Here is a 16,058-nt window from a genome sequence, read left to right as displayed (position 1 = left end):
GGCGGGCCGCCGGTCACCCCCGCGTGGGCGCCCTGACGCGGGGTCACGTCGCGGTGGTCGCGGACTCGGCCGGCCATCGCGTCGGCCGAGGCGGCGCGGGGTGGAGCGGTGTCACCGTCATGTTGTTGCAGGGCGCGATGCGGAGGTGGGGGAATTTCCGGACGTATGCGGGCGAGAGGGGGCGCGCGGGGGGCGCGCCCGTGTTGCGATGGCGGTCGGGGCCGCGCATAGTTGCGCTGCGGAAGACGCGGGCCATGGGGTCCGCAGTGCGGAAGTGCTCCGCCGTGGACGGTGCGCAGCGTCGCATCACGGAGGTTGCTGGAGCCGGAGGTTGGAGCCAGGGGTGGGAGATGGCCGGGCACGGGGCGGACAGGCATCCGCACGGCGCTGACCGACTGTGCGACGCCGGGGACCGGGTGTACTCCCGGGCCGTGCGGCGCGGGCGGGTGCCGCGCGGTGACGCGGAGGCGGTGCCCTGCCTGGTCGAGTTGGCGCTGCTGCACCCGGACCCCGACGACATGGGGTGGCTGGTGCCGACCTCGCCGCAGGAGGTCATGACGCGGCTGATCCGGGGTGTGTACGAGGAGGTCAGCGCGAGCCAGGCGCGGGTGGGCGACGCGGTGGCGGCGTTCGAGTGGTACGCCGGGCTCGGCGGCCGCCTGCACGCGCAGGCCGAGGGGGTGGCGATCCGCGTCCTGGACGGACTGCCCAGGATCCGGGCCGCGATGGACGAGGCGACCGAGGCGTGCACCAGCGAGGTGCTGACGGTGCAGCCGGGCGGCATCCGCCGCGAGGACGAGTTGTCGGAGGGCCTGCACCGGGCGCTGGAGATGCGCCGGCGGGGCGTGCGGATGCGGGACCTGTACACGCATGTGGCACGGCACGGCCAGGGCCTGCACAACTACATGGAGATGATGGGCGGCGCGGCGGAGGCCCGGACGCTCGACGAGGTGGTCGAGCGGCTCATCCTCTTCGACCGCAAGGTGGCGTTCATCCCGGCCAACGACGACCGCACGATCGCGCTGGAGCTGCGGCACCCGGCGCTGGTCGACTACCTGGTGACGGTCTTCGAGCGGCTGTGGCGGCTGGCGATCCCGCTCGCCGCCCCGCTCCCGGAGACCGGTATCGACGGCATCACCCATCGCGAGCGTTCGATCGCGGCGCTGCTCGCCGAGGGGCACCAGGACGCGGTGGTCGCGGAGCGGCTGGGGATCAGTGTGCGGACGTGCCGGGCGCACATCGCGCGCCTCTCGGAGACCCTGGGAGCGGCGAGCCGCACGCAGTTGGGCGTCCGGATCGCGCAGGCGGGGCTCGACGGGCCGCCGCGCTCCCCGGAGCTGCTGCCGTTCAGTGCTCCTGGTCCAGAATCCCCGACTGGGCGATGAGATAGCCGAGTTGTGCCCGGCTGCCGCTGCCGAGCGCGGTGGCCAGTTTGGCGACGTGGGCGCGGCAGGTGCGGACGTTCATGCCGAGACGGCGGGCGATGGCCTCGTCGACGTGGCCCTCCACCAGCAGTTTGGCGATGGAGTGCTGGATGTTGGTGATGCCGCCCGGGGCGGTCTCGTAGGGCGCGCCGGCGGTGAGCGGGACGGCGCGGCCCCAGATGAACTCGAAGACCTTGATCAGGTAGCGGACGAGTCCCGGATGACGTAGTTCCAGGGCGACTTGCTGGTCGTCGCGGGTGGGGATGAAGGCGACGCTCTCGTCGCAGACGATGAGGCGCTCCACCAGCTCGTCGATGGTGCGGTACTCGACCTTGCCGTCGGACAGCTGTGCCACGTAGGCCAGTTTGTCGGGACTGTAGCGGGCGGTGTGCTGATAGAGCGTCCGGATCTTCACACCACGTTCGATCAGCGGCCGGTCGCGTTCCAGTCCCTGGAGGAGGCTGCGCTCGGAGCCGCGGTCGCTCGGCTGGATCGTGAGCATCTCGTGCTGGCACTGGGCGGTCGCCAGGTTCAGCGCCGCGTTGATACGGTCGCCGCCCTCCAGCACCGTGATGGAGTGGGTGAGCGTCGCTCCTTGGACGCTGAGAGCCATGAACGGCTCAAAAGCGTCACTCAACTCGATCGAGAGGCGCCTGCGTTCGGTGATCTCGCGCTCTATGGGGTTGAGTCGTTGGGCCAGGGCCACCGAAGGGGGCACCGGACGCAGCCAGTTCGCGTCATCGGGATCGGGGTGGAGGAGTGCCAGTTCCACCAAGCAGGGGGCGGGCTCCGCATCCTCGCGCGCGATTCGTCCTGTGCGCAGCGCGTTCGCGTAGAGACGGCCTCCGTCCTCGCACAACTGGGTCACACCGTGGGGATGTGTCGCATTAGTCTGATTCGTTGCCAAAACTCCACCCCCCAGGGTCCTGAACGTGCAGGAACATGATGCATCGATTATGTGGCCACGACGTGCCCGAATGAGCCATCGTCTTATTCGACGGGGGAAGACGGGACTTTCAAGTGAGGACGAAGCCGACTATGCGTAACAAAATGCTTCGCTCGGTGCTTGTCGCCGCCTTCTCCGCCATGGTGGCATTCGGAGCTCTGGGCGGCCTCTCCGAGACGAAGGCCGACGTACTTGCGGACAGTCACTGGCCGGCGGTGGCCACGGACAACGTACTGGCGGACAGTCACTGGCCGGCGCCAGCCGCGGACGACGTGGTTGTGACTCCGGCGGCGGATGACGGCTCCGGGAGTTGACGTGACGACGCCCCCCGACGACCGCTCCTTCCGTCGCGAGATGGCAACCGCCTACCGCTCCGGCTGGCACTTCATCGACCTGGCGACAGCGATCCCGCACACCGGTGACTCGCTGATGGTGACCGTGTTCGGAGAGCCGGTCGTCGTCACCCGGGACGAGGAGGAGGACGTACGGGCGTACCGGTGTCTGCGACGCCCGCGCGGCGCGCCGCAGCCCGTGCGATGTGCCATCAGGTACGGAATGATCTTTGTGAACCTCGATCAGCGTGACCACCAGCTGGCCGAGCCGGAAGCCCCGGATGTAAGGACCATCTCAGCCACCCCCCGCAGTGCCTGACGCGATTCCCCCGTCGTAGTAGATCGCGCAGGTACTTCCCCCCGCAGCGGCGTCACCGTGACCTGAACACGGTGACGCCGCTGCAGTTTTGGGCGAAACATCCTGGTATCGGAGCCTCGTCCCCCGAGTGCGGCCTCGGCCACGCGAGTGCGGCCTCCGTCACGAAGGCCGGAACCGGGCGTGAGGCGAATCAGCCGCGCCCCAGCGCCGAGGTCAGTCTGATCTCGATCACCACCCGGGCCGGATTGGGTGAGGGAGTCCTCCCGTACCGCTCCGCGTACCGCCGCTCCGCCTCCGCGACGCGCGACGGTTCGGCGGAGACGGTCGCGCGCCCCTCCAGCGTCGCCCACCGCCGTCCGTCCACCTGGCACACCGCGACCCGGGCGCCGTCGGCCCCGGCTGCCCTCACGTGCCCCACCTTCGCGCTGGAGCCGCCGGCGATGACCCGGGCCAGGCCGGCCCGCGGATCGTAGGTGACCCCGACGGGAACGACGTGCGGGCTGCCGTCCGCCCGGAGCGTGGTCAGCGTGCACAGGTGCCGCTCCCGCCAGAAGGCGAGGTAGGCGGGATCGGGATCGTGCGGGTCCACCGGATATGCGGCCATGGTCCGAAAGGTAACCCGACCGGTCCGCCACAAGTCGCCCCGGGCCTACCTTGAGTGGAATAGACTCAACTTTGTGTACGTTGGCTGAGTCAGTCCGTACGGGAAGGCCCGTACGCGCAGTCCGTACAGAGAGTCCGTTCAGGAAGTCCGTGCACAGGAGGAGAACGCGAACGTGGACGCCGAGCTGACCAACAGGAGCCGGGACGCGATCAACGCGGCCACCACCCGGGCCGTGTCCGAGGGGCACCCGGACCTGACCCCCGCACACCTGCTGCTCGCGCTGCTCGGGGGGCAGGACAACGAGAACATCATCGATCTGCTGGCCGCCGTCGACGCCGACCAGGCCTCCGTACGGGCCGCCGCCGAGCGTGTCCTGGCCGCCCTGCCCAGCGTGACCGGGTCCACCGTCGCGCCGCCGCAGCCCAACCGCGAGCTGCTCGCCGTCATCGCCGAAGCGGCCGACAAGGCGAAGGAACTCGGCGACGACTACCTGTCCACCGAACACCTGCTCATCGGCATCGCCGCGAAGGGCGGCCGGAGCGGGGACGTACTCTCGCAGCAGGGCGCCAGTGCGAAGAAGCTGCTGGAGGCGTTTCAGAAGACCAGGGGAGGGCGCCGGGTGACGACCCCGGATCCCGAGGGCCAGTACAAGGCACTCGAAAAGTTCGGTACGGACTTCACGGCCGCCGCGCGCGACGGCAAGCTCGACCCGGTCATCGGCCGGGACCAGGAGATCCGCCGGGTCGTGCAGGTGCTGTCCCGGCGCACCAAGAACAACCCCGTCCTCATCGGCGAGCCCGGCGTCGGCAAGACCGCCGTCGTGGAGGGCCTCGCCCAGCGGATCGTGAAGGGCGACGTGCCCGAGTCCCTCAAGGACAAGCGGCTCGTCTCGCTCGACCTCGGCGCCATGGTGGCCGGGGCGAAGTACCGGGGCGAGTTCGAGGAGCGGCTCAAGACCGTCCTCGCCGAGATCAAGGACTCCGACGGGCAGGTCATCACCTTCATCGACGAGCTGCACACGGTGGTGGGCGCGGGCGCCGGCGGCGACTCCTCGATGGACGCGGGCAACATGCTCAAGCCCATGCTCGCCCGCGGTGAGCTGCGGATGGTCGGCGCCACCACCCTCGACGAGTACCGCGAGCGGATCGAGAAGGACCCCGCCCTGGAGCGCCGCTTCCAGCAGGTCCTGGTCGCCGAGCCGAGCGTCGAGGACACCATCGCGATCCTGCGCGGACTCAAGGGGCGCTACGAGGCCCACCACAAGGTCGTGATCGCGGACAGCGCGCTGGTCGCCGCCGCGACCCTCTCCGACCGCTACATCACCTCCCGCTTCCTGCCCGACAAGGCCATCGACCTGGTCGACGAGGCCGCGTCCCGGCTGCGCATGGAGATCGACTCCTCACCTGTCGAGATCGACGAACTCCAGCGCTCCGTGGACCGGTTGAAGATGGAGGAGCTCGCGCTCAGCAAGGAGACGGACGCCGCCAGCAAGGAGCGTCTGGAGAAGCTGCGCCGCGACCTCGCCGACAGGGAGGAGGAGCTGCGCGGGCTGACCGCCCGCTGGGAGAAGGAGAAGCAGTCCCTCAACCGCGTCGGTGAGCTCAAGGAGAAGCTCGACGAGCTGCGCGGCCAGGCCGAACGTGCCCAGCGCGACGGCGACTTCGACACCGCCAGCAAGCTGCTCTACGGCGAGATCCCCACCCTGGAGCGGGACCTGGAGGAGGCCTCCGAGGCGGAGGAGGAAGTCGCCGGCGACACGATGGTGAAGGAGGAGGTCGGCCCGGACGACATCGCCGACGTCGTGGGCTCCTGGACGGGCATCCCCGCCGGGCGGCTCCTGGAGGGCGAGACGCAGAAGCTGCTGCGCATGGAGGAGGAGCTGGGCCGCCGGCTGATCGGCCAGAGCGAGGCCGTGCAGGCCGTCTCCGACGCCGTACGGCGCACCCGCGCCGGTATCGCCGACCCGGACCGGCCCACCGGATCCTTCCTCTTCCTCGGCCCGACCGGCGTCGGCAAGACCGAACTCGCCAAGGCCCTCGCGGACTTCCTCTTCGACGACGAGCGGGCCATGATCCGCATCGACATGAGCGAGTACGGCGAGAAGCACAGCGTCGCCCGGCTGGTCGGTGCCCCGCCCGGCTACATCGGGTACGAGGAGGGCGGCCAGCTCACGGAGGCCGTGCGCCGGCGCCCGTACAGCGTCATCCTGCTCGACGAGGTCGAGAAGGCGCACCCGGAGGTCTTCGACATCCTCCTCCAGGTGCTGGACGACGGGCGGCTGACGGACGGACAGGGACGGACGGTCGACTTCCGCAACACCATCCTGATCCTCACCTCGAACCTGGGCAGCCACTTCCTGGTGGAGCCGCTGACCTCCGCGGAGGAGAAGAAGCAGCAGGTGCTGGAGGTCGTCCGGGCCTCTTTCAAGCCGGAGTTCCTCAACCGGCTCGACGACCTGGTGGTCTTCTCGGCCCTCGACAGGGAGGAGCTGGAGCGCATCGCCAGGCTCCAGATCGAGCGCCTCGCGCGGCGGCTGGCGCAGCGCCGGATCACCCTGGAGGTCACCGACCCGGCCCTGGCCTGGCTCGCGATCGAGGGCAACGACCCGGCGTACGGTGCCCGGCCGCTGCGCCGCCTCGTCCAGACCGCGATCGGCGACCGGCTCGCCAAGGAGATCCTGGCGGGCGAGGTCAAGGACGGCGACACGGTCCGGGTGGACGCCTTCGGGGACGGCCTGATCGTCGGACCCGCGACCGGCAAGACGCTGTGACGCCGGCGGGCGCGGCCGCACGGCACGGGTAGGCGCCGAAGGAGCCCTGCCCAGGGCGACGAGGACGGGTGAGGGCGGGTGAGGACGGCCGAGGGCGGGCGACTCTCGCCCTCGCACCGGACACCGCCCGGTCACGGTTGTGAACGGATCGGCGTCGGACCGGGCGCGGACGACACCCCGCCCGCGCCCCGCCGCCGCGGGCCGGAGGCGCCGTCGTACCGGGCCCCGCGCCCCCGCGACGACGGATTCCGCCCCGGCCGCCGGTGACGAGATCATGCCGCCCCGGCCGACAGGCCCCGTCAGGGGTTGCCACTCCCCGCCCCGGATGGGGGAGGATGGCGGTATCCGTACGAAGGGAAATACACGGTGAGCATCGACCCGTCCTCGATTCCGAATTTCGGGGGCCAGCCCGAGCCGCAGCCCGGCGGACCGGCGGGCCCCGTCGTCCCGGATCAGGACCTCGTGAAGCAGCTCCTCGATCAGATGGAGCTGAAGTACGTCGTCGACGACGAGGGTGACCTCGCGGCGCCGTGGGAGGAGTTCCGTACGTACTTCATGTTCCGCGGCGAGGGTGACCAGCAGGTCTTCTCGGTGCGGACGTTCTACGACCGGCCGCACCAGATCGACGAGAAGCCGACGCTGCTGGAGTCGATCGACGACTGGAACCGTCGCACGCTGTGGCCGAAGGTCTACACCCACACGCACGACGACGGCACCGTCCGCCTGATCGGCGAGGCGCAGATGCTGATCGGCACCGGCGTCGCCCTCGAACACTTCGTGTCGTCGACGGTCAGCTGGGTGCGGGCCGCCATCGAGTTCGACAAGTGGCTCGTCGAGCAGCTCGGCCTGGAGCAGGAAGTGAACGAGGCGGACAAGCCCGAGGACGACGACGAGTAGTCCTCCCACTGGTTTTCCGCCAGGTTCTACAGCGGCGTGTGCGCGATGACGACGAGATACGCGCCGTAGGCGAACGAGAGCCCGGCCAGGGCGCCGACCACCAGGACGGCGTGCCAGGGCCGGGCTCTTGCCGTCCGCACCAGTGCCCGGGCCAGCGGCAGCAGCAGCGGGAACGCGGGCAGCAGGAAGCGCGGCTTGCACTCGAAGAACCCGGCGCCACCGAGTGCGATCAGCAGCAGGACACCGCTGTGGACGAGCAGGGGCAGCGGGGCCCGGTCCGCGATCAGCAGCGCGTACAGCAGTACGGCCACCGCCACGATCACCAGGGACATGGGGAACACGAAGCGGTCCCCGCGCAGCAGCAGGTGCTTGACGAAGCGCAGTGCGCCCACGCCGAAGTCGAAGCGTGAGCCCCACAGCCGCTGCACCTCGAAGTACCCGCCGAGCGGATCACCCCGGCGGCGGCCCACCCACAGCACATAGCCGCACCAGCCGAGCGGCGCGAGCGCGGCGCCCGTCCACAGGCTGTGGGGAACTTTCCGGCCGCGCCGCCGCCAGACCTCGCAGGCCGCCGCCGCGAGGACCGCCGCGGCGACCGCGAGGCCGTTCGGCCGTGACAGGCCCGCGAGCGCCGCCAGCACGCCGGCCCACAGCCAGCTCCCGGTGAGCACCGCGTACAGGGACCAGGCGGCGAAGGCGGTGAGGACGGGTTCGGTGTACGCGAGGGACAGCACCACCGAGTGCGGGAGCAGGCCCCAGAGCAGGACGAGCGCCGTGCCGACCGCGCGGCCGTGCAGCCGGGCCCCGATCGCGTAGATCCCGCACGCGGCGGTCACGGCGGCCAGCCAGGACACCAGCAGACCCGCCGCGCCCCCGCTCAGCGGGGTCACCGCCGTGACGGCCCGGACGAGCCCCGGGTACAGCGGGAAGAACGCCAGGTCGCTGTGGACGACGGTGGGTCGGAAGTGCTGGGCGCGTACGTAGCCGTGCGCGGCGATTCCCAGGTACCAGAGGGAGTCCCAGGAGCGTCCGAGCAGGGCGAGGGCGTGCTTGCCGTTGGCCCGGGCGGTCCCGGCGAGCACCAGGACACCGACGAGCCGGGCCAGGACGAACAGCCCCAGCGCGTACACGACGGCGGGCAGGCTGCGCCCGGACCGCGCCGCGGGGGCGCGGTCCCCGTCACCTGACTTCTGGACGGCGGGGGCCGGAAGGGTACTGGCGTGGGTCACACCCGAACTCTGCGTCCCTCACGGGGCGTTTGCGAACGTTGCGCGTCCGCCGGGGTGCGGTTTCCGAGGCTTCGGCGCGCCGTCCGCGGTAGCCGTCCCCCGCGTGCTAGAGCGCGTCGCGCCCGTGATCGGCGCGCCCTGCGGCGACACGTCCTAGCGGGTCGCGCGGAGTCGCCGGGCCGCTTCTTCCAGCACCTCGGTCCGCTTGCAGAACGCGAAGCGCACGAAGGGCGCGCCTGCCGTGCGTGGCGGCCCCCTGGCGCGTAGCCTGTCGGCTCCGTGGTGACGGGGTCGATGTCGCGGCGGGTGGGCCAGAAGGCCGGTTCGGGATCAGGAAGTGGATTCGCTACAGATGTGGGCCGTGCGGCTCGGGATCTCAGTCGGCCTTGACGAATTTCACGGCCGCCAGCGGATCAGGGCAGGCATGGCAGCGTGGTCAGTGCCTTCCATTGTCACGATGACTTCCCGGCCTGTCTCCGTTCCCAGCCAGGTCACGAAGGAGCGGACGGGCGCGAAGGTTGCTTCGTCGACCACGTCGGACGGATCGAAGGTGAACTCGATCTCTTCGATGTCGAAGAAGTAGCAGGTGAACCAGACACCGTCGACGTCGATGGCCAGACTCGCCGATTCCTCCGGGTCCTGCTCAAGCCGGGACCATACGGCAGCGGCCTCGAGGGACCCGCTCTCCGTGGTGCCGGAGAGCGTCCAGGTAAGGACAAAGCGCCCCGGGACCGCATGCAGACCGTCGAACATGCGTCGCCAGTCGTCGATCGTGGCGTCGAGGACGGAGATGTCCCGCAGGGCTCCATCTGTTGCGAAGTCGTCTGCCTGGTAGACCGGTTCGGTCTCGTGCTGCCCCGCCATCACAGGAATCCTTCGAAAGTGAGTTGGCCGCCACGCCAACTCCACCGGGCTCCCCAGCCTCCAGGCACCCTGAAGTCCCGGGTGATGCCGCCGTATTGAGCCGACGCCGAGGTGTTGACCTTCTCGACCACGTTCGGGTCGGTGAGTATGTCCTCGATCATCTCATTGGCGATCTCTGTTCGTTCACTGTTGGTCAGCTTGCCGAAATTGTACATATCGACATGGGCTTGACCGCGTTTAGCCAGGTTGCCCGGGCTCGGGTCGCCGTGTTTCTGCAGTGCCCTGCCGGCAGGCGACAGTTGTCCCTTCTTGATGGTGGTGGCCACCTGAGACAAGTCGTCGGTGCTGTAGTTGCAGGGGGAGAGCCCGAGAGGGTCGATCCAGGTGAGCGGAGTGCGCACGTAGCCGTAGTGATTGGCCGCCGGCTCCAGTCCCAGCGGGTCCGCGCTGATGTACCGGGCCGTCTCGGGGTCGTAATAGCGGTGCAGATTGTAGTGCAGTCCTGTCTCGTCGTCGGCGTACTGTCCCGGGAAGCGCAACGGACAGTCGACGGTTCGTCCGGCGCCGTCGTCCAGGATCGGCAAGCCAGCGCCCCACAGGGTGGTACGGCGCTGCCAGAGCAGGTCTCCGGACACGGACACCAGTTCCATGGGGGTGCCGACGGCATCCGTGACCACGGCATGGAAACGGGCTGAGCGCTCGGGCTGCGTTTCCTTGGCCAAGTGGGCCAGGAACGATGTGTTCGGCCCCGTGGCCGACGGCTCGTGGTCCGTCTGAGCCACCGGGCGGGGGGTGCCCGGTTTGTAGTCCCAGGTCAGCACCCGGCCGTCCGGTGTGGACTGCTCGGCCAGCAGGGTGTTGTCCCAGCTGAACTCCGTGCGGTCGTACTGCGAGCCGTCTTCGGCCACCCGGTGCTTGGAGATGCGCCGGCCCAGTGGGTCGTAGACGTAACACCAACGGTCGCCGTTCGGGGCGACCACCGCCGTCAGACGGTCCTCGGCGTTCCAGACGTAGGTCCACGTACGGCTCTCACCGCTCAGGAGTCTGCGGGTGCTGCGGATCAGGCGCCCTTGCGGGTCGTGCTCGTAGCCGCTTCTGCCCGCTGATCGGACGAGTGTGCCGTCGAACTCCCGCTCGCCGGGTTCGTCGCGCGCGTGCGCGGTGGCGTTCACCACATTGCCCGCCGAGTCGTAGGCGTAGGTCTCGCTCCAGCCGTAGGCGCTCACTCCAGTGACGCGTCCCGTGCCGTCGAGGTCGAAACGGCGGGTGCCAGATGTCAGCTCGCGGATCTCGGTGAGGTAGCCGTCGGCGCGGTGGGCGTAGACGCGGTGCTGGAGGAGACGGTCCACGCCGTCCGCCTCCGGGCCGGAGGTTAGGCATTGACTGGTGAGGAGGTTCCGCGGGTTCCAGCTCTGGGTCAGCTTCACCTTTCTGCCTAGGCGGCGCTCTGTCTCGCGGCCCGCGGGGTCGTGGACGAAGTGCAGTTCGCCCACGGACGAGCGCAGGGTCAGCGGGCGCCCCGCCGGGTCGTATGTCCACTCCGAGGCAAGCCCGGACGGCGTGATCCGGCGGACACGGCGACCGAGAGTGTCGTAGGCGTACGTGGTCGTGCGGCCGTTCACCGTCTCCGACAGCACACGGCCCAGGCAGTCCCGCTCCAGTATGAGCTCGGCCTCAGCGTTGGCCGCATGCGCGAGACCGCCGTCGGGGCTGTACGTGAACGTCGTGACGGCGCCCTCCCCGGACCGCTGCTCCAGCACCTGGCCCACCGCGTTTCGCGTGAAGTGCAGTGTCTCCCCCGCGCCGTTGGTCCGCGAGGTCAACTGCCCGGCCGCGTCAGTGACGTACGTGAGTGCGCGGCCGTTGAAGTCCGTCTCCGCGGCCAGCCGGCCCGCCTCGTCGTAGGTGTACGACCAGGTACGTCCCTGTGGGTTGGTGACACCGGTCAGACGGAGCTCGGTGTCGTAGGCGAACTCGTAGCGGGCGCCGTCCGGGTCCGTGCGTACGGCGGGAACGTCGAAGGGGCCCGGAGTGTGGCGGGTCGTGTTGCCGGCGGCGTCGGTGTGGCTGAGGAGGTTTCCTTCCGCGTCCCAGGTCCATGACTCGCGCGTGCCGTCCGGGTGTTGGCGCCATGCTTGCTTGCCCTCGGTGGTCCAACCCAGACGAGTGGTGTGACCCAGCGGGTCGGTCACCTCGACGATCCGGCCGAAGAGGTCCCGGCGGATCGTAGTGGTGTGACCCCGTTCGTCGGTCGTCGCGGTGGGCAGGCCGGCCAGGTCGTACGCGATGGTGCGGGTGTGGCCGAGGGCGTCGGTGATCGTGGTCGGGTGGCCCGCCTCGTCATGCGTGTACCGGGTCTCTGCCCCTGTGGGGTCGACGGTAGTGAGGAGGTTGCCCCGCTCGTCGTAGGTGTGTCGCCAGACCGCCCCGCCTGGCTCGACGACCTCGGTCGGCTGCCCCAAGGCGTTGCACGTGGCTCGCGCGACCGAATCATCGGGCAGCGTGAGTTCCGTCAGGTTGCCTGAGTCGTCATAGGCATACCGGGTCGTACGCCCCAGAGGGTCGGTGACGGCGACCGGTCGGGAGCCGGACTCGTCCCAGCGGGTGCGGGTGACGTGTCCCAGAGGGTCCGTCTCCTCCTCGACCTGGCCCTCGGCGTTGTAGCGGTACACCGAGACCCGGCCCAGAGAGTCCACGTACGTCGTCGTGCGGGCGGTGCCATCGTAGGTCAGCGTGCCGGAGAGGATGCCATCGACGCCCTCAGTGCGGACGACCCGGCCGCGCTCGTCGTAGACGTAACCGAACCAGGTGCTGTTCCGGTCAGTCCAGCGGGTGACGCGCCCCTCGGTGTCGTAAGCGAAGCACAGAGGCTCACCACTGGAGTTGATGACCTTGGTGAGGTTTCCGGTGGCGTCGTAGTCGTAGCGCATGACGACCGTGCCCTCGTCCGCCACGTTCCGTGTGTAGCGGGACGGGGGCTCGTCGAGGAGGCGTAGGGCCGTGATACGGGGGCCGGTCGTGTCGACGGCGATGTAGTGGTCGCCCGAGTGGCGGATGCCGAACGGGATGCCGTCGTCGTCGCGTTCGACATCGACGCGGTTGCCGTTGCGGTCGATCCAGGAGTCGAGGGCGAGGTGGAAGACGCCGAAGGAGGGGGAGGGAACGGGGGCGGCGAAGAAGCGGACCACACCGGTCGACGGATCCGTTACCGTCATCGCGCCGTCCGGTTTGCCGTCCCATTCCAGGGGCCAGCGGGCGCCCTTAAACGGCATGGTCGCCACGCCCGGTTCCGGCACCGGGTAGACGAGGCGCATGCCGTCCGCCGCCGCGAACACCACGCCCTCACCGTCGATCTGGAGGCACTCGTCCAGGGTAGATATCCAGGTCGGGCCGAAGCAGACCCCACCCCGGTACGAGGACAGATGGGTGCGCGTGAACTCCAGTGGCAGGCTTCCCGGCAGTGCCAGATCGGTCTGCGTCATCAGCATCGCGCCGGTCGCCACGTCGATCGGCTCGCCGACGCATGGCGTGCGCTCGGCGTTACGGGCAGCCGGGCCCAGTTCGACCAGGTCGGGGCGGACGGACAGTGGGCGCAGCAGGAGCGGTGGGGTGTCGCTGAGCCCTCCCTCCATGGCCGCCTTCAGTGTGCCACCGCCCGCCCCCAGCACGCCGCCGAAGATCATGCCGTCCTTGGCGGCTTGGTTGACCTCGTCCAGGCTGAAGCCCTGCTGCATACCGCTCGCCATCTTCAGCGGCTGGGCCACGGCCAGGTCCACGGTCACCGACTCGATGCCACCGAACGACGCCGCCACCAGCGTGCCCGCGGCTATCTCCGCCACGGTTGTGGACACGGCCACGCCCATGCCCGCGCCGAACTCGATGATCGCGTCGGCCGCCGCGACGGCCGCGCCGGAGGCCAGGCCCGCGGTGAAGAAGGCCAGTGCCACCCCGCCCGCGATCACGGCGGCATCGATGCCGATCTGCGTCCAGAGCTTGTTGATGGCGTCGTCGATCGCGTCGGCGAACTTGTCGAGCGCCGTGGCCATGTCGCGTCCGGCGCCGGCCAGATCGCTCAGCCAGCCACTGTCCTTGCCCTTCGCGTACCGATCCCAGAACTTCCCGAACGCTTCGATGGACTCACCGGTGTTGTTGTGGATGACCGACGACGCGCTCTGGTTGACAGGTCCGCGCACGTCGTCCACGGCACCCGCGAAGGTGCGCCAGGCCGTCGCAGCCGACCGCAGCTTCCCGGAATCCGCCTCCGGCCACCACAGGCCCAGATGAAGCAGGATCTTGCGGGCCTCGTCTTCAACGCTCACCGGCGCTGTCCCCGCCGTCGGTGCTGACGGTCTTCACTTGCGTGAACATGCCGGCGATCAACTGGTCGTTGTCCACGTGCCCGTCCGCCAGGTCCACCGTGGCCTCGTGAATGCTCGTCAGACCGAGCACCAGGGTGGCCGCCGCGCTCTCGATCTTCTTCTGCAGCGGTTTGTAGGAGTCGCCGAACTCCTTGCCCTGCTTGTCGTTTCCCCAGGGCTCGCCCAGGCTGTCCAGCGACTTGATGAGAGTGGTTAGCGCCTTGCTGAGATCCACGGCGGCCGTCTGGAAGTCCGGCGCCGCCCGTTTCAGATCAGCGGTCTTGATGTCGAGGACCTTGGTCGGGTCCTTACCGTCACCCATCGAGGCTTCCCCCCGGTTCGCAGCTGCGGCCTCCGACCCTAAGGGAGGTGGGTCAAGGAAAAGTCATATTGAAGGCATGCGCTGGCAATGTGCTGATGGTGAGAATGCCTGTCAACGACGTCAAGTTCATCGTCTGCGGTCGGCTCAGTGTCCTCATCCCGTAGGCGGACAGGCGGACAGGCGCGGCCTCGGCGGAGCCACCGGTGGCCCTCATTCGGGACGACGAGGCCGTGAATTCAGTCGGCCAGCCGGCGCAGTCGACGGGCTGCTTCCTGGAGGACGTCGTCCTTCTTGCAGAACGTGAACCGGACCTGGCTGCGGCCGGCGTCGGGATCGTCGTAGAACACGGAGTTGGGGATGGCGACGACGCCGTAGCGTTCGGGAAGGGCGCGGCAGAAGGCGAAAGCGTCCCTTTCGCCGAAGGGGGTGATGTCGGTGGTGATGAAGTACGTGCCCTGGGGCTGGTAGACCTCGAACCCGGCTGCCCGCAGGCCGTCTCCGAGCAGGTCGCGCTTGCGGCGGAGGTCGCTGCGGAAGTTGTCGAAGTACGAGTCCGGTAGCCGTAGCGCTTCGGCGATCGCGTACTGGAACGGCCCCGACGTCACGTACGTCAGGAACTGCTTCGCCGACCGCACGGCGGTGACGAGGTCCGGCGTGGAGGTGATCCAGCCGACCTTCCAGCCGGTGAAGGAGAAGGTCTTGCCCGCGCTGCCGATGGTGACGGTGCGTTCCCGCATCCCGGGGAAGGTGGCCAGCGGCACGTGCTCGGCGTCGTCGAACACGAGGTGCTCGTACACCTCGTCCGTCACGACGAGCAGGTCCCGTTCGACGGCGAGCTTCGCGATCTCGCCGAGTTCCTCGCGGGAGAGGACGGTGCCGGTGGGGTTGTGCGGGGTGTTGAGGAGGAGCAGCCGGGTGTTGTCCGTGACCGCGTCGCGCAGTTCGTCGAGGTCCAGCCGGAAACGGCCCTCGTGCGGGCGCAGGGTGACCGGGACGCGGGTGCCGCCCGCCATCGCGATACCGGCCGCGTAGGAGTCGTAGTAGGGCTCCAGGGCGATGACCTCGTCGCCGGGCTCCACCAGGGCCAGCAGGCTCGCGGCGATGGCCTCGGTGGCGCCCGCCGTGACCAGTACCTCGCGGTCGGGGTCGTACGACAGCCCGTAGTGGTGCTTCTGGTGGACGGCGATCGCCGTCCGCAGCTCGGGCACGCCGGGGCCCGGCGGGTACTGGTTGCCGCGTCCGTCGCGCAGCGCCCGTACGGCCGCCTCCCGGATCTCCGCGGGCCCGTCCGTGTCGGGGAACCCCTGGCCGAGGTTGATCGAGTCGGTGCTGAGCGCCAGGGCCGACATCTCGGCGAAGATCGTCGTGCCGAACTCGGTGAGTCGGCGGTTGAGGAGCGGACGGCGGCCGTTGGAGGTCATGCCGGTCATCCTGCGCCCAAGCCGTGGAGTTCCTCAACTCACCCGCCGTCCGGTCCCGGTCCGCACCCCGGGCGGGGGCGTCCCGACTTCTGATGCTCAGGAGTTGCTCAACTCTGCTTTGGCCGGCGGAGCGCGGGGGCATCCCCCTGTCACGTACGACGCGAGGCGCCCACGGGGGGTCGCTTCGGGGGAACGAAAGGAGGGTGGCGCCATGATCATCGGCATCATCCTGGCGGTCTTCTTCATCGTCCTGATCGGCGTCCTCAGGGCGGGCCGCCGTGCCCGCGGGAAGGCCGGTTCGGTGAGGGCGCGGAGCTCCCGATCGAGCGGGAGCCTCCTGGGGGGCGGAACCGGCGGTGGGGGCAGCTGGTGGGCCGGCGGGGGCGACTCGTCCGGCGGCGGCCACCACGGGGGCCACCACGGCGGTCACTCCTGCGGCGGCGGTCATTCGTCGTGCGGCGGCGGCTCGTCCTGCGGAGGCGGGTCGTCCTGCGGTGGCGGCGGCGGATGCGGTGGAGGCAGCTGACACGGGGCAGCCGAGCTCCACACGCACGCGTCCGCGGCACGCGGAG

At 69.6% G+C, this 16,058-nt stretch carries 12 protein-coding genes; 5 read left to right on the top strand and 7 right to left on the bottom strand.

Annotation, left to right across the window (positions count from 1 at the left end):
• The first annotated feature begins 350 nt into the window (after positions 1-350).
• Entirely contained in the window at positions 351-1,385 is a 1,035-nt protein-coding gene (locus tag OG199_RS20505; RefSeq protein ID WP_356809539.1) for a helix-turn-helix transcriptional regulator, read from the top strand.
• On the opposite strand, the gene OG199_RS20500 is transcribed toward OG199_RS20505, so the two are convergent.
• Entirely contained in the window at positions 1,348-2,331 is a 984-nt protein-coding gene (locus tag OG199_RS20500; protein WP_351716280.1) for a helix-turn-helix transcriptional regulator, read from the bottom strand. The two genes, OG199_RS20505 and OG199_RS20500, sit on opposite strands and share 38 nt — an antisense overlap.
• A gap of 393 nt (positions 2,332-2,724) precedes the next feature.
• Here OG199_RS20500 and OG199_RS20495 point away from each other — a divergent pair, with 393 nt between their 5' ends.
• Positions 2,725-3,021, top strand: a complete 297-nt coding sequence (locus OG199_RS20495; RefSeq protein WP_187285880.1) for a (2Fe-2S)-binding protein — start codon at positions 2,725-2,727, stop codon at positions 3,019-3,021.
• 190 nt (positions 3,022-3,211) lie between these two features.
• On the opposite strand, the gene OG199_RS20490 is transcribed toward OG199_RS20495, so the two are convergent.
• Positions 3,212-3,625: a TIGR03618 family F420-dependent PPOX class oxidoreductase gene (locus tag OG199_RS20490; RefSeq protein ID WP_356797170.1), complete on the bottom strand. Its 414-nt coding sequence runs from the start codon at positions 3,623-3,625 to the stop codon at positions 3,212-3,214.
• Positions 3,626-3,797: 172 nt separating this feature from the next.
• On the opposite strand from OG199_RS20490, the gene clpB reads away from it, so the two are divergent.
• Positions 3,798-6,395: an ATP-dependent chaperone ClpB gene (clpB, locus tag OG199_RS20485; protein WP_405830674.1), complete on the top strand. Its 2,598-nt coding sequence runs from the start codon at positions 3,798-3,800 to the stop codon at positions 6,393-6,395.
• A 366-nt stretch (positions 6,396-6,761) separates the two neighbouring features.
• A complete protein-coding gene (locus tag OG199_RS20480; RefSeq protein WP_153289451.1) occupies positions 6,762-7,292 on the top strand; it encodes a YbjN domain-containing protein in 531 nt (176 codons plus the stop codon).
• Positions 7,293-7,318: 26 nt separating this feature from the next.
• Here the strand turns inward: OG199_RS20480 and OG199_RS20475 are convergent, their stop codons facing one another.
• The 5 genes from OG199_RS20475 to OG199_RS20455 all read right to left on the bottom strand — a co-directional run bounded on the left by OG199_RS20475 (position 7,319) and on the right by OG199_RS20455 (position 15,495).
• Positions 7,319-8,521 carry a glycosyltransferase family 39 protein gene (locus tag OG199_RS20475; protein ID WP_356797166.1) on the bottom strand — a complete coding sequence of 401 codons (1,203 nt, stop codon included), beginning with the start codon at positions 8,519-8,521 and terminating at the stop codon, positions 7,319-7,321.
• 396 nt (positions 8,522-8,917) lie between these two features.
• Positions 8,918-9,385, bottom strand: coding sequence for a hypothetical protein (locus OG199_RS20470; RefSeq protein WP_405830671.1), 468 nt, complete (start codon positions 9,383-9,385; stop codon positions 8,918-8,920).
• Complete coding sequence (locus OG199_RS20465) at positions 9,385-13,704, bottom strand: DUF6531 domain-containing protein (protein WP_405830670.1); 4,320 nt, start codon at positions 13,702-13,704, stop codon at positions 9,385-9,387. The genes OG199_RS20470 and OG199_RS20465 overlap by 1 nt, the downstream gene beginning before the upstream one ends.
• Complete coding sequence (locus OG199_RS20460; protein WP_405830668.1) at positions 13,694-14,065, bottom strand: hypothetical protein; 372 nt, start codon at positions 14,063-14,065, stop codon at positions 13,694-13,696. The genes OG199_RS20465 and OG199_RS20460 overlap by 11 nt, the downstream gene beginning before the upstream one ends.
• A gap of 236 nt (positions 14,066-14,301) precedes the next feature.
• Positions 14,302-15,495, bottom strand: a complete 1,194-nt coding sequence (locus tag OG199_RS20455) for a pyridoxal phosphate-dependent aminotransferase (protein ID WP_405830666.1) — start codon at positions 15,493-15,495, stop codon at positions 14,302-14,304.
• A 202-nt stretch (positions 15,496-15,697) separates the two neighbouring features.
• Here OG199_RS20455 and OG199_RS20450 point away from each other — a divergent pair, with 202 nt between their 5' ends.
• Entirely contained in the window at positions 15,698-16,012 is a 315-nt protein-coding gene (locus OG199_RS20450) for a hypothetical protein (protein WP_405830664.1), read from the top strand.
• The last annotated feature ends 46 nt before the right edge of the window (positions 16,013-16,058 follow it).

Origin of the sequence: Streptomyces sp. NBC_01176, assembly GCF_045039825.1 — a bacterium.
Classification (GTDB): domain Bacteria; phylum Actinomycetota; class Actinomycetes; order Streptomycetales; family Streptomycetaceae; genus Streptomyces.
This window is presented reverse-complemented; position numbering and strand designations above follow the sequence as displayed.